The organism is Pseudomonas sp. NPDC087598 (genome assembly GCF_044743525.1).
Lineage (GTDB): Bacteria > Pseudomonadota > Gammaproteobacteria > Pseudomonadales > Pseudomonadaceae > Aquipseudomonas.
In genome coordinates this window covers 160,008-173,757 of the sequence record NZ_JBIUWQ010000004.1, presented here as the reverse complement: position 1 = coordinate 173,757, position 13,750 = coordinate 160,008, and the positions used below count along the sequence as shown (strand labels likewise).

The following is a 13,750-nucleotide window of genomic DNA, read 5'->3' as shown; positions in this document are numbered from 1 at the left end:
CTATCAATCACGCAAATCTGTTTCGGGGTCGGGCAAGGCCCAGGTTCTCGCGCAATGTCCGGCCCTCATACTCGGTTCTGAACAGTCCACGCCGCTGCAGTTCCGGCACCACGCCATTGGCAAAGTCCTCGAGCCCTCCCGGCAGATGCGGTACCAACACATTGAAGCCGTCCGCCGCGCCGTGTTCGAACCACTCCTGCAAGCGGTCGACAATCTGCACCGGCGTGCCGACCAGACTGTAATGCCCGCGACCACCGGCAATCTTGCGGCCCAGTTCAGCCAGCGTGAGGTTTTCCCGCCCCGCCAGTTCCGTCAGCAACTTCTGCCGACTCTGCTGACCGCTGTCAGTCAGCGGCAACTCGGGCAACGGCCCGTGCAGCGGGTACTTCGACAAGTCGAAGTTGCCCAGCATACGCCCAAGCAAGGCGACGCCAACCTCCGGTTCGACCAATTGCTGAAACGTTTCACATTTTTCCTGCGCTTCGGCTTCCGTCTGCCCGACCACGACAAAAACCCCGGGCATGATTTTCAGTGAATCGGCACTGCGACCGTACTTGGGCAAACGCCCCTTGAGGTCGGCATAAAACGCCTGCGCGCTGACAAGAGAGGTCTGCGCGGTGAACACCACTTCTGCGGTCTGCGCCGCCAGCTCACGCCCGGTCTCGGAGGAGCCGGCCTGCACAATCACCGGTTGCCCCTGGGGTGAGCGCGCCACATTCAGCGGGCCTTTCACCCGAAAGTGCTCGCCAACGTGATCCAGCACGTGAAGTTTCGAAGGGTCGTAATACGCACCGCTGGCCTTGTCACGGTGAAAGGCATCGTCCTCCCAACTGTCCCAGAGCCCTGTAACCACCTGATGAAATTCACGCGCACGGCTGTAGCGTTCGGCGTGGCCGATGTGTTCGTCGCGACCGAAATTCAGCGCCTCGGCAGCATTGTCCGACGTCACCAGGTTCCACCCCGCTCGCCCACCCGAGAGGTGATCCAGCGAAGCGAATTTGCGCGCCACGTGGTATGGCTCGTTGTAACTGGTGGTCGCCGTGGCGATCAGGCCAATGCGCTCGGTCACCGCGCTCAATGCCGAGAGCAAAGTCAGTGGCTCAAAGTAATCCGAGCGCGCCATGCGACTGGCGATGTCCTGGGTTGGCGCTGCGACGCTGTCGGCAACAAACAACGCATCGAATTTCGCCGCCTCGGCAATCTGCGCCAGCCTTTTGTAATGGGCGAAATCCAGACCGGCATTGGCCGGCACATCGGGATGACGCCACGCAGCCACATGGTGCCCGGTGGCCATGAGGAATGCACCGAGTTTGATCTGTCTGCTCATCTCAGAAGTCCTTGCGCAGTTGCACGCCGAAGTAGCGTTCGTCATCGCGTGGCACGGCGCGGTAGATGTAATTGCCGCCGCTGGCCAGTAACGGCGAATACGACTTGTCAGTGAGGTTCTTGCCCAACAACGCCACGCGCCAGCCGTTGCTGTAATCGGCGAGCGCGACGCTGGCGTTCCACAGGCCGTAGGCGCCCTGTTTGGTGTCAGGGTTCTGGCTGATGTCGTACTGCACTTCGCTTTGCCAGCTGTAATCGGTGCCCAGTTCGATATCCAGGCCGTTATCCAGCGGGATGGTGTAGTCGGCACGCACGTAGCTTTTCCAGTCCGGGCTGAACGGCAGCGGCTTGCCGTTGACGTTGCACGACGCCGCTGCGCCCGACGGGCAGGCGAACTCGTCGATGCGTGCACGGGTGTAGGCCAGCGCGCCGGAGAGCTTCAATTGCTGGGTCGCCTGCAAGGCGTAATCGAGTTCCACACCCTCGGTGCTGACGCTGCCGGCGTTGATCAGGCGCGTCACCACTTGCCCGGCCACCGTGTCGAAAAAGTTCGCCTGGTAGTTGTCGTAGTCGCTGTGAAACACCGCGAGGTTGGTCGTCAGGCGATTGTTCCAGCTCGTCGCCTTGATGCCCGCCTCCCAAGTGTTCGAGGTTTCCGGTTTCAGCGCTTCGGTGTCACGCGGCTGCATGTTGAAGAACACGTTGTAGGCCGGGCCTTTGTAGCCGCGCGAGTAAGTCAGGTAAGTGGTGACTGCGTCGCTCAAGTCGTACTGCACGCCAAGACGACCGGACCAGCCGTCCTCATCGACCGAACCGGAACTGCGGGTTGCCGGCTGGATGCCGCTGACCGTGGTCGCCGAAGTGGAAACACGCCGGTGATCGTATTCCAGCTCATCGTGGGTGTAGCGCAGACCGGCGATGCCACGAAAGTCCGAAGTGAAGTTCAGTGTCGCCTCGCCGAACGCTGCGTAGCTGTCACTGGTGGTGCCGTAATCAGCAACGCCACGGTTGACGCTGGTCGTCGTGGTCAGCGTGCGCTGATAAGTCTCTTCATCCTTGCCGTGCATGTAGAACAGGCCACCGACATATTCGAGGAACTCACCTTTCGGCGAGGCCAGGCGCAGTTCCTGCGAGTATTGATCGAAGGCCAGATCACCCTTGTCCGCCGTGCCGGGAAACGCCGCCGTCACCGTGCCGAGACGGTCGCCATCCTGATATTGGGTGTTATCCCAGCCACGCCACGCAGTGATCGAGGTCAAGGTGTAATCGCCCAGTTGCCAGTCGAGTTGGCCGGACAAACCTTTATTGGTGTCCTCGACGTGAGTGCGGGTGTCGGTGTTGATATCGCGATTGTGGCTGGTCGCATTGACCGGGCTCAGCGCATTGGCGAACGCCGGGGTCAGGGATTTGCTGACAACGCCATTGGGGCCGTCGTCGTGGGACTGCATGTAGTCGCCGATCAGGGTGAAGGTGACGTCATCGTTCGGGGTGAATTCCAGTTTGCCCCTCACACCGCGATGGTTGTAGCCGTTGACCTCCTGGCCGTTGTGTTTGTTGTCGACATTGCCGTCGTAGGTGCCGAACAAGGTGCTGATCGAGCCCTTGAGCGTGTCCGGAATCAGACTGCCGCCAATGCCGAAACGCGTGCGGCTTTCGTTGCCGCTGTAGTACGACTGATCGATGTAACCGTGGGTCTCGGCGGTCGGTGCCTTGCTGGTGATGTTGAGCACGCCGGCCGAGGCGTTCTTGCCGAACAGCGTGCCTTGCGGGCCGCGCAACACTTCGACGCGCTCAAGGTCCAAGAGGTCGAGGGTCGACTGACCGGGACGCGCATAAACCACCCCATCAATCACCGTCGCCACCGTCGGCTCGACGCCGGGTGAGGTGGAAATCGTGCCGACGCCGCGCACAAACAGCGAGGTGTCCTTGTTCGATGCGCCGGTACGGAAATTCAACGACGGCACTTGCTGAACGATGCTCGCCACGCCGTTGCGGTTATCGCGTTCCAATTGTTCGCCGTCGATTACCGACACCGCGACCGGCACCTTTTGCAGCGACTCTTCGCGGCGGGTAGCGGTGACGGTCACCGACTTGAGGGTCGGCTCCTGATCAGTGCTCCCGGCCGCGAAAGCATCGGCCAGCGGCAGCGCCGCCAAACCGGTGAAAAGCCAGCCCGCCGCGCGAATCGATTGCGCCAGTTTTTGTGTCGCCCCAGGAATGTTGTGCATGCTCTGCCCGCTCGAAATTAGCCCTGAACCGCTGCCGTTCTACGACGACAGCGCCTGAATCGGTGTCTTGGGCATTCGCTCGAGCGAGTAGCAGACAATGCGCTTTGTTAGCGCTAACATCGCCAGTATTGGCAACTCGGCAATAGAGCGTCCAATACTGAAAAATTACTTTTATATGTCTTTTGGTTTTTAAGAAGGATCAAACCTTGAGCCAGGAAAAGCCCCGAAAACGCCGTGGTGCCGGACGTATAACCCTCAATGCGGTGGCACGTGAGGCTGGCGTTTCGGCGATTACCGTCTCGCGTTATTTCAATCAGCCGGAGCAGGTCTCGCCCGAACGCCGCGAGCGCATTGCGGCGGTGGTTGCAGAGCTGGGTTATGTGCCCAATCTGGTGGCCGGCGGACTAGCCTCGGCGCGGGGAAAAATCGTCGCCATGGTTATCCCGAACATCTCCGGGCCGATCTTCGCCAATACCATTCAGGGCTTCAGCGATACGCTCAGTCGTCATGGCTATCAGCTGTTGCTGGCGTCGAGTTATTTCAGTGCCGAGCAGGAAGAAAACGCGGTGCGCGCGTTTCTCGGCTGGTCGCCGGCAGCGCTGGTGCTGACCAGTCACTTTCACAGTGCGGGCACGGAAAAAATGATCGCCGAGGCGGATGTTCCGGTGATCGAAACGTGGGATTACCAGCCGGATCGCGGGCCGATGCAGATCGGTTTTTCCCACCACGAAGTGGGCGTGACAGCGGCAAAACATCTGCTGGAAAAAGGCTACCGGCGCATCGCTTTCGTCCAGAACAGTGCCCCGGGAGATCTTAGTGCGCTGGAGCGCCGCGACGGTTACGCGGCGACTTTAAAAGAATCCGGCCTGGAACCCTGGGTCTTCGCCCCTGACGCTGATCGCGCGCCATTCGAGGCCGGCAAGCAAGCGATGGACGCCCTGATGACCACCACACCGCGCCCAGACGCGATCATCTTCGCCAACGACAACCTCGCCGCCGGCGGCCTCCTCGCCGGGCAACGCGCCGGGTTGAAAATCCCCGAAGACTGCGCCGTCCTCGGCTTCGGCGATTACCCCTTCGCCGAAATGCTATTGCCAAGCCTCAGCACCATCAAACCCCCGGCATTGGAGATCGGCGTACTCGCCGCAACACGCGTGCTGGAAAGCCTGGGTGTATTGCCGACTGATGAAGTGCAACGACTCAATCTGCTGCACTGCCAAGTCATCGAGCGCGAAAGCACCTGACAAATACGCGGTTGGCTGGTTTGGCTATGCTTTAAAAACACCGAGGTGGCCCTATCGCGAGCAGGCTCACTCCTACAAGGAATCGAGTTGGCTGCGGGATTTGTGGGCAGCCGCGATCCACGGTAGGAGTGAGCCTGCTCGCGATTGCGGTCTTTCAGGCAACACACAACCACCAGGCAGAACCCGCCATGCACACCGCAATCATCATTTTCTTCGGCCTGGTCTTGCTCGCCCTGATGCTCTACATCGGCGAGCGCATCGGCTTCAGCCGGCAGACCATGGCCTACGGCTTCGCCGCGCTGTGGCTGGCGTTGACGGTAATTAATGGCGCGGTGGGTGTGGTGCACGCGGGCCAGCCGCTGGGTTCGGAAATAGCGATTGGCAGTGCGGTGTTCGGCGTGCCGCTGGCGGCGATGGTGTTGTTCATGGTGCTGAGCGCCGAGTCGTAAAACGTCCCGGCGCCCAGCCGTAGATCAACGCACCAGATGCAGGAACTGCATGTGGCGTTCGTACTGATCGAGGATGTCGTTGATGATCTGCTCTTTGGTGTAGCCGACCAGATCGTAGTCCTGACTGCCCTCGCTCAAGTGCACTTCGGCACGGTAGTAACGACGGTTGTTGAGCTGCTTGGAACCCATGCCGCCACGAGCGAACGATGGCGTGAAGTAGCCGCGCATCTGCACCTGATAGATGAACGGGTGCGCATCACCATGGCCGATTTCGAGGCTGACGCTGTCATTCGCCGGATCCGGCTGGGTGACGACGTTCAGGCCTTTCTCGACGAACACCGCCGTCACTTCTTCGATCGCCGGGCGCACCGTGGTGTCCATGAAACGGTACACCTCGTCACGCGACGGGAAGTGCACGGCCTGACTCAGACGCTGTCTCCAGCCACCCGTGCCGCGCCGCGAACCGGAGACCGGCGCCAGCGAATGCAACTGCGCGATCTGCTTCTGCGACTCCAGATAGAACGCCTTGTGCAGGCCCCACATCATCAACAGCAGAATCAGCGAGAACGGCAGCGAGGTCAGCACCACCGCGGATTTCAGCGCGTCGATGCTGCCGGAGAACAGCAGCGCACTGGTGATCAGCGCGGTCATCGCCCCCCAGAACACCCGTAGCCATTTCGGCCCGTCTTCGTCCGGGTTGCCGCCCTTGGCCGACAGGGTCGAGAGCACCACTGTGCCGGAGTCGGCCGAGGTGACGAAGAACACGAAGCTGATGAATACCGTCACGGCGATGACGGTTTTGCTCCACGGATAGGTTTCCAGCAGCAGATAAATGCTCATCGACGGATTGTCGATGGCCGACATCCCTAGCGCGCTCATGCCGTGATTAAGCACTTGATCCAACGCGCTGTTGCCGAAGATCGACATCCACGCGAGGGTGAAGCCGAGCGGGATCAATAGCACGCCGAAAACGAATTCACGGATGGTCCGGCCACGGGAAATCCGTGCGATAAACAGGCCCACGAACGGCGACCACGCGATCCACCAGGCCCAATAGAACACGGTCCAGCCACCGAGCCAGTCGCTCGGCTTGTCGTAGGCGTAGAGGTCGAAACTCTTCATCGGCAAGGCGCCGAGGTAGTCGCCCAGGTTCTGGATCAAGGTGTTGAGCAGGTGCTGCGTGGGTCCGGCAAACAACACGAACAGCAGCAGCGCACAGGCCAGCAGCATGTTGATGTCGGACATCACCCGCACACCTTTATCGACGCCAGACACGGCAACGATGATCGCCGCGCCCATCATCAAGGTGATCAGGCCGACCTGAATCCACTGGGTGTGAGCGATGCCGAACAGGTAATCCAGGCCAGAGTTGAGGTGCAGCACACCGAAGCCCATGTCGGCACCGAGACCGAACACCGTGGCGATGATGCCGAAGCCGTCCACCGCGTAGCCGATGGGGCCGTTGATGCGCTTGCCGATCAGCGGATACAGCGCCGAACGCAGGGCCAGCGGCAGGTTATGCCGGTAAGCGAAGTAGGCGAGCGCCATGCCGACGAAGGCAAAAACGCCCCAGCCATGCAGGCCCCAGTGCAGAAACAGAATCTGCATCGCCTGACGCGCCGCGTCTGCCGTGCCCGCCTCGCCTTGTGGCGGCTGGAGCATGTGGGTCAGCGGTTCGGATACGCAGAAGAAAAACAGCGTGATGCTGATCCCGGCGGCGAACAGCATGCCGGCCCAGGACAGGTAACTGAATTCGGGTTCGTCGTGGTCGGCACCGAGTTTTATCTTGCCGTAGCCGGATAACGCGGTGACCACCACGAAGACCAGATACAGCGTCATCGCAAGCATGTAGTACCAGCCGACCGTGTTGGCCGCCCAGTTTTGCGCTTCCAGCAACCAGGCGCCGGCCTGCTCCGGCATGGCAATGACAACGAGACCAAACAGCAGAATGACCGTCGCGGCGAAGTAGAACACCGGCGGATTCATGCGCACCAGACCGCTGGCGGGGGTAGACGATGCACTCATGAAACGTGCACCTCGAGGGTTTGAAACGTGGCTGAAATGATCGGACTCAGCAAAGGCAAGCCTCCTGTTGTGAGCGGGCAGCGAACCACCGGTTTAACTTGAATGAACGTTCAAGTTAAACATGGATAGGGCGCCAAGGACTAATCGCAGAGCTGGGCGGTAGTTATCCAACGCTAGCTCAAGGAGGGGTATGACGTGGGTTTGAGGCGATTCGTTCACTGGAGAATTGGCTGAATGCCATTATCGAATTTCAGACTGATGTACATTCGCGAGCAGGCTCGCTCCCACAGGAGATTTGTGTCGATCACAGATCCAATGTGGGAGCGAGCCTGCTCGCGAAGAGGCCGGATAACACAACACAAATGTCAGACGCCTACTTCTGCGTCCCGTCATCATGCTGCAGATTGGCCTGGGTCAGGTTGCACCCCGCCGGCACACTGCGCGTCAGCCACACGTTGCCGCCAATCGTCGACCCCTTGCCAATCGTAATCCGCCCAAGAATCGTCGCCCCGGCATATATCACCACATCATCCTCAACAATCGGATGGCGCGGATGGCCCTTCTGCAACTGCCCGTCTTCATCCGCCGGGAAGCGCTTGGCACCCAACGTCACGGCCTGATAAATCCGCACCCGCTCGCCAATGATCGCGGTTTCGCCAATCACCACACCCGTACCGTGATCGATAAAGAAACTGCGGCCGATCTGCGCGCCCGGGTGGATATCGATACCGGTGGCCGAGTGCGCAATTTCCGCGCTGATCCGCGCCAGCAACGGCAGTCCCGCGCGGTACAAGTGGTGCGCCAGACGATGGTGAATCACCGCCAGAATTCCCGGATAGCAGAGCAACACTTCATCGACACTGCGCGCTGCCGGGTCACCGTGATAAGCGGCCAGCACATCGGTATCAAGCAACGTGCGCAGCCCCGGCAAGGCCAGGGCAAAATCCTGCACGATCTGGATCGCGCGGGCTTCGACTTCGGTATCGGCCTGGGCGCTGTGGCGGGCGACGTAACGCAACTCCAGCCGTGTCTGCGCCAGCAAGGCATTCAATGCGACATCGAGGGTGTGGCCGACGTAGAAGTCTTCACTCTCTTCACGCAGATCCACCGGCCCCAGGCGCATCGGAAACAACGCACCGCACAGCGCTTCGAGAATCTCTGCCATCGCCGCCCGCGAGGGCAACTCGCGGCCACCCTGCTCGCCGGAAGCCCGGCCATTTTGTGCACGCCACTGATCCCGCGCGCCGCGCAGTTGGCTGACGATGGTCTGCAATTGCCAATGGCTGGAACGTTCGCTCACGGTAAAGACTCCTCACGGGCGGCCGGACTGTCTGGCCGCGTCAACGGCGACCACTTTACGGCATGCCTGCGAGGACGAATTAAGAACCGATAGTGCTGGGCTCAGTCCATTTGGCTATAAGCGATTCACGGTTGCCCCTGCAAAAGCGCGTGCCTATAGTCCTTTCATCTTCCTCCGCCAGTACGGAACCATGTCCACACAACCGATCAAACAACAGCTTGCCCGCTTTAACCGCCTCGACCTGCTCGGCCAACCGACGCCTCTGGAAAAACTCGAACGCCTGTCCACCTGGCTCGGCCGTGACGTGTACATCAAACGCGATGACCTGACGCCGCTGGCCATGGGCGGCAACAAGCTGCGCAAACTCGAATACCTCGCCGCCGATGCACTCGCGCAAGGTGCCGACACGCTGATCACCGCTGGTGCGCTGCAATCGAACCACGTCCGCCAGACCGCCGCACTCGCCGCCAAACTTGGTCTGGGCTGCGTCGCGCTGCTGGAAAATCCGCTGGGCACCGACGACAGCAATTACACCGGTAACGGCAATCGGCTGTTGCTGGATCTGTTCGATACCAAAGTTGAACTGGTCGACAACCTCGACAACGCCGACGAACAACTGGCGGCCCTCGCCGTGCGTCTGCGCAGCAACGGCAAGAAACCGTATCTGGTGCCGATCGGTGGCTCCAATGCGCTCGGCGCGCTGGGTTACGTGCGCGCGGGCCTCGAACTGGCCGAGCAGATCAGGGACACCGGCCTCGACTTCGCCGCCGTGGTGCTGGCCTCGGGCAGCGCCGGGACACACAGCGGCCTCGCGCTGGCGTTGAGCGAAGCGCTGCCGCAACTTCCGGTGATCGGTGTGACGGTGTCGCGCAGTGAAGAAGATCAGCGACCGAAGGTTCAGGGCCTCGCCGAACGCACGGCGGACCTGCTCGGCGTCGCGCTGCCGGACAGCTTCAAAGTCGAACTGTGGGACGAATACTTTGGCCCGCGTTATGGCGAACCGAATGCCGGGACGCTGGCCGCGGTGAAACTGCTGGCGAGTCAGGACGCGGTGCTGCTTGATCCGGTCTATACCGGCAAGGCCATGGCCGGGTTGCTGGACGGAATTGGCCGCGGTCGTTTCGAGGAAGGGCCGATCATCTTCCTGCACACCGGTGGCGCGCCGGCGTTGTTTGCCTATAAGGATTTTCTGTAGGAGAAAGATCAAAAGATCGCAGCCTGCGGCAGCTCCTACATGGGATCAACTGTAGGAGCTGCCGCAGGCTGCGATCTTTTCCACAGACAACACTTATTCCAAAAAAGAATAACATTTAGAATATTAAGTATTTTCAAGTCTAAAGCAGGCATCTTATAGTCTCGCCGCAGGCGAATTTCGCGAGAGACGCATAAGCTGCTTTAAGGCAGGATAGCGCTGTCGTCCAACTCCCGGATTCGCACACTTTCCTTAAGCGTCTTCCATAAGAAAACACAGGGGCTTGTCATGAATTTTTCCGCACTACGTCGCAATCTGCTGGTCGGTTCGCTGGGTCTGGCACTGAGCGCCGGCCTGATCGGCCAGGCAGTAGCCGGTGAGCAGCTGCAACAGATCAAGGACAAGGGCGTTATCAACGTCGGCCTGGAAGGCACCTACCCACCGTTCAGCTTCGTCGATGCCGACGGCAAGCTGTCCGGTTTCGAAGTCGAACTCTCCGAAGCCCTGGCGCAAAAACTCGGCGTCAAAGCCAAGATTCAGCCGACCAAGTGGGACGGTATTCTCGCTGCGCTGGAATCCAAGCGTCTGGACGTCGTCGTCAACCAGGTGACCATCTCCGACGAGCGCAAGAAGAAGTATGACTTCTCCGAGCCGTACACCGTTTCCGGGATTCAGGCGCTGGTGCTGAAGAGCAAGGAAGCGGCGCTGAACATCAAAACCGACAATGATCTGTCCGGCAAGAAAGTCGGTGTAGGCCTGGGCACCAACTACGAACAGTGGGTCCGCGCCAACGTGCCGGGTGCCGACGTGCGTACCTACGATGATGATCCGACCAAGTTTGCCGACCTGAACAACGGCCGCACCGACGCCATTCTGATCGATCGTCTGGCCGCACTTGAGTACGCCAAGAAAGCGCCGAAAACCGTCGCTGCCGGCGAAGCCTTCTCCCGTCAGGAATCCGGAATCGCCCTGCGCAAAGGCGAGCCTGAACTGCTGGCAGCCCTGAACAAGGCACTGGACGAACTGCGTGCCGACGGCACCCTCGAGAAGCTGTCCACGAAATACTTCAACGCTGACGTCACTAAATAATGGAAGAAGCTTTCCAACTCGCACTGGACTCCGCGCCCTTTCTGCTCAAGGGCGCGTACTACACGGTAGTCCTCAGCCTCGGCGGCATGTTCTTCGGTTTGCTGCTGGGCTTTGGCTTGGCACTGATGCGCCTGTCACGCTTCAAGTCGGTCAGTTGGCTGGCCCGCATCTACGTGTCGTTCTTTCGCGGCACGCCGTTGCTGGTGCAACTGTTCGTGATCTATTACGGCTTGCCGCAATTGGGTCTGGAACTCGATCCGCTGCCAGCAGCACTGATCGGCTTCTCGCTGAACATGGCCGCCTACGCCTGTGAAATCCTCCGCGCCGCGATCGGTTCGATCGAGCGCGGGCAATGGGAAGCAGCCGCGAGCATCGGCATGACCCGCGCGCAAACGCTGCGCCGGGCCATCCTGCCGCAAGCGATGCGCACGGCGTTGCCGCCGCTGGGCAACAGCTTCATTTCACTGGTCAAGGACACGGCACTGGCCGCCACCATTCAGGTGCCGGAGCTGTTCCGTCAGGCGCAGTTGATTACCGCCCGGACTTTCGAAGTCTTCACCATGTATCTTGCCGCCGCGCTGATCTACTGGATTCTGGCCACGGTGCTTTCGCACTTTCAGAACAAGTTGGAAGAGCGGGTCAATCGGCATGACCAGGAGTCCTGACGCGATGATTGTCGTGGAAAAACTGACCAAGCAATTCAAGAATCAAGTCGTGCTCAACGGCATTGATCTTGAAGTGAAGGAAGGCGAGGTGGTCGCGATCATCGGCCCCAGCGGCTCGGGAAAAACCACATTCCTGCGCTGCCTTAACTTCCTGGAGCAACCCACCAGTGGCCGGATCAAGGTCGGCGATATCGAAATCGATACCAGCCGCCCGCTGAACCAGCAGCAAAGTCTGGTGCGCAATCTGCGCCAGCACGTGGGCTTCGTGTTTCAGAACTTCAACCTGTTCCCCCATCGCACCGCTCTGGAAAACGTCATCGAAGGCCCGATCGTGGTCAAGAAGATGCCGCGCGACGCAGCGATTGCCCTGGGCAAAAAGCTGATGGCCAAGGTCGGTCTGGCTGGCAAGGAAGACGCCTATCCGCGTCGTCTGTCCGGCGGTCAGCAACAGCGCGTGGCGATTGCCCGGGCGCTGGCGATGGAGCCGGAAGTGATCCTCTTCGACGAGCCGACTTCGGCCCTCGATCCGGAACTGGTGGGTGAAGTGCTGGCGACCATCCGCGGCCTCGCCGAGGAGAAACGCACCATGGTGATCGTCACCCACGAAATGGGCTTCGCCCGCGACGTGGCCAACCGTGTGGTGTTTTTCGACAAGGGTGTGATTGTCGAGCAAGGCGAAGCGAAAGCGCTGTTCGCCAACCCGAAAGAAGAACGCACCCAACAATTCCTCAGCAAGTTCCTGAATCACGCCTGAGAACTTCAAACGCACCAACCTCCAACTTCCACGGATGGAAGTTATCTTTACCCTGCCTTCATTCCTTCTTATAAACACCTACAAATAAACATCAATCGCGCTGTACCTATATATGTTCTGCAACAGATAACACGTGTCTGACAGACGTCGCATGGCGAGTGACTGGTTGCAAATAACTTCGTGGAAAAACCGGCAAAAACCCTCGAGATTTGTAGCCTCATTCGCTATACCGCCTAGGCATACGACCTCGGCATTGTAGGAAGTTTCTGATTAACCGGTAATTCACGAATTAACTAAAACCGTCTATTGACACCCCTCTCCTCACACTCTTATCTAGTCGCCAGCAGGCGTTACCCAATCTAAATCAACGCGCATTAAACATGAACACAAGTTCACAACTTTATTGCCGATTGATACGCGCCTTTTGTTCTTCCAGAAACGGACTTCGCTGCAAGACTTCAAGGAGAGAAATCGATGACCCGCACTTCGCATACCCCCGAACTCGCAGCGCCGACCCTGGCGTCAGCGCAAAAAACCGGCATCAATCTGGCCGATGCCGGACATCTGTTGGTCAACGTGCCGCCCTACCCCGACATGGACTGCGGCGACCTGATCGAACTGTTCTGGAACAAATGCTATGTCGCCTCAAGTGTGCTGAAGATCGAGGACGTCGGCGCGTCGGTCAGCCTGCGGGTGCCGGAGAGTTTTATTGCCAGCGGTACTGCGCGCATCCACTACCGGGTGATGCAGGTCGGTCAAGGTGCAGCGTTATCGGCGGCGACGCGGGTTGAGGTCAAGCTCGATTGTCCCGGCGGCCTGCCGTCAGCCCTTTGTGGTGACGAAAACCAGCAGCTGGCGCCCGTGACGATTCCCGAAACGATTCACCGCCAGGGTGTGAATCCGAACCAGATCAAACGCGGTGTACCACTGACTATCGAGCCCTACCTGAACATGGCCGAAGGCGACGCCATCACTTTGCGCTGGGGCGACGTGCGCATGGATCTGGCGCCGATCACGCCCGCGGATGTCGGACTGTCGATTCAGGTCTGGGTGCCTCCATCAGTGATTGTCGAGGCAGGCGAGGATCTGCGCCTGGACGTGACCTATTGCATCCTCGACCGGGTCGGCAACAACTCCCGCTGGGCGCCGCCACGGACGCTGAAGATCGGTTGTGTGAATCCTTACTTGAAGGTGCCGCTGAAGCCGATGTTCAAGGCAGCTGAATCGTACAAGGAGTGAACAACCTGTCTGCGGCAAGAGAGCTTCTGTGGTGAGGGGATAAATCTCCCCACCACAATATTGATTCACCACATGATCTCTATCGCTCCTGGAATTCTTAACCATCCAGACCATCACCCCTTCTATACATATTCCTAAAAGTTAGTTTATTTAATATTTATACACGCTTAGGGTATATGAACCGGACCACCGGACATTCTTTCTTTCGCCGCACTTTTGCGGCGTTTTTCATGAGATGT

11 protein-coding genes are annotated in these 13,750 nt (G+C 59.5%); 7 read left to right on the top strand and 4 right to left on the bottom strand.

What is annotated here, in order from left to right; all coding sequences use genetic code 11:
* Positions 1-7: 7 nt before the first annotated feature.
* Together ACIOWE_RS04255 and ACIOWE_RS04250 are read right to left on the bottom strand one after the other, a co-directional pair.
* Positions 8-1,327 carry an LLM class flavin-dependent oxidoreductase gene (locus tag ACIOWE_RS04255; protein ID WP_401387741.1) on the bottom strand — a complete coding sequence of 440 codons (1,320 nt, stop codon included), beginning with the start codon at positions 1,325-1,327 and terminating at the stop codon, positions 8-10.
* Position 1,328: 1 nt separating this feature from the next.
* A complete protein-coding gene (locus tag ACIOWE_RS04250) occupies positions 1,329-3,554 on the bottom strand; it encodes a TonB-dependent receptor (protein ID WP_401387738.1) in 2,226 nt (741 codons plus the stop codon).
* Positions 3,555-3,760: 206 nt separating this feature from the next.
* Between ACIOWE_RS04250 and ACIOWE_RS04245 the strand changes: the two genes are divergently transcribed.
* The gene (locus ACIOWE_RS04245; protein WP_401387735.1) at positions 3,761-4,798 is read left to right on the top strand and encodes a LacI family DNA-binding transcriptional regulator; all 1,038 of its coding nucleotides are present in this window, start codon (positions 3,761-3,763) and stop codon (positions 4,796-4,798) included.
* 188 nt (positions 4,799-4,986) lie between these two features.
* Positions 4,987-5,247, top strand: a complete 261-nt coding sequence (locus ACIOWE_RS04240) for a hypothetical protein (RefSeq protein ID WP_401387732.1) — start codon at positions 4,987-4,989, stop codon at positions 5,245-5,247.
* Positions 5,248-5,271: 24 nt separating this feature from the next.
* On the opposite strand, the gene betT is transcribed toward ACIOWE_RS04240, so the two are convergent.
* Entirely contained in the window at positions 5,272-7,233 is a 1,962-nt protein-coding gene (gene betT / locus ACIOWE_RS04235; protein WP_163030199.1) for a choline transporter BetT, read from the bottom strand.
* Between the two features lie 412 nt (positions 7,234-7,645).
* A complete protein-coding gene (gene epsC / locus ACIOWE_RS04230) occupies positions 7,646-8,572 on the bottom strand; it encodes a serine O-acetyltransferase EpsC (protein WP_103304122.1) in 927 nt (308 codons plus the stop codon).
* A gap of 190 nt (positions 8,573-8,762) precedes the next feature.
* Between epsC and ACIOWE_RS04225 the strand changes: the two genes are divergently transcribed.
* The 5 genes from ACIOWE_RS04225 (at position 8,763) to ACIOWE_RS04205 (ending at position 13,511) form a co-directional block, all read left to right on the top strand.
* Entirely contained in the window at positions 8,763-9,767 is a 1,005-nt protein-coding gene (locus tag ACIOWE_RS04225; RefSeq protein WP_401387730.1) for a D-cysteine desulfhydrase, read from the top strand.
* A 285-nt stretch (positions 9,768-10,052) separates the two neighbouring features.
* Positions 10,053-10,853, top strand: a complete 801-nt coding sequence (tcyJ, locus tag ACIOWE_RS04220; protein WP_401387727.1) for a cystine ABC transporter substrate-binding protein — start codon at positions 10,053-10,055, stop codon at positions 10,851-10,853.
* Positions 10,853-11,518 (top strand): cystine ABC transporter permease, encoded by a 666-nt coding sequence (gene tcyL / locus ACIOWE_RS04215; RefSeq protein WP_007918741.1) that lies wholly within the window; start codon positions 10,853-10,855, stop codon positions 11,516-11,518. The genes tcyJ and tcyL overlap by 1 nt, the downstream gene beginning before the upstream one ends.
* 4 nt (positions 11,519-11,522) lie before the next feature.
* Positions 11,523-12,272 (top strand): L-cystine ABC transporter ATP-binding protein TcyN, encoded by a 750-nt coding sequence (gene tcyN, locus ACIOWE_RS04210; protein ID WP_201238557.1) that lies wholly within the window; start codon positions 11,523-11,525, stop codon positions 12,270-12,272.
* A 474-nt stretch (positions 12,273-12,746) separates the two neighbouring features.
* Positions 12,747-13,511 carry a hypothetical protein gene (locus tag ACIOWE_RS04205; RefSeq protein WP_401387724.1) on the top strand — a complete coding sequence of 255 codons (765 nt, stop codon included), beginning with the start codon at positions 12,747-12,749 and terminating at the stop codon, positions 13,509-13,511.
* Positions 13,512-13,750 lie beyond the last annotated feature (239 nt).

Excerpts from the sequence above, each read along its gene's own strand:
- ACIOWE_RS04255 (WP_401387741.1), bottom strand. The coding sequence starts at position 1,327 with ATGAGCAGACAGATCAAACTCGGTGCATTCCTCATGGCCACCGGGCAC.
- ACIOWE_RS04250 (WP_401387738.1), bottom strand. The coding sequence starts at position 3,554 with ATGCACAACATTCCTGGGGCGACACAAAAACTGGCGCAATCGATTCGC.
- ACIOWE_RS04240 (WP_401387732.1), top strand. The coding sequence starts at position 4,987 with ATGCACACCGCAATCATCATTTTCTTCGGCCTGGTCTTGCTCGCCCTG.
- betT (WP_163030199.1), bottom strand. The coding sequence starts at position 7,233 with ATGAATCCGCCGGTGTTCTACTTCGCCGCGACGGTCATTCTGCTGTTT.
- ACIOWE_RS04225 (WP_401387730.1), top strand. The coding sequence starts at position 8,763 with ATGTCCACACAACCGATCAAACAACAGCTTGCCCGCTTTAACCGCCTC.
- tcyJ (WP_401387727.1), top strand. The coding sequence starts at position 10,053 with ATGAATTTTTCCGCACTACGTCGCAATCTGCTGGTCGGTTCGCTGGGT.
- tcyL (WP_007918741.1), top strand. The coding sequence starts at position 10,853 with ATGGAAGAAGCTTTCCAACTCGCACTGGACTCCGCGCCCTTTCTGCTC.
- tcyN (WP_201238557.1), top strand. The coding sequence starts at position 11,523 with ATGATTGTCGTGGAAAAACTGACCAAGCAATTCAAGAATCAAGTCGTG.
- ACIOWE_RS04205 (WP_401387724.1), top strand. The coding sequence starts at position 12,747 with ATGACCCGCACTTCGCATACCCCCGAACTCGCAGCGCCGACCCTGGCG.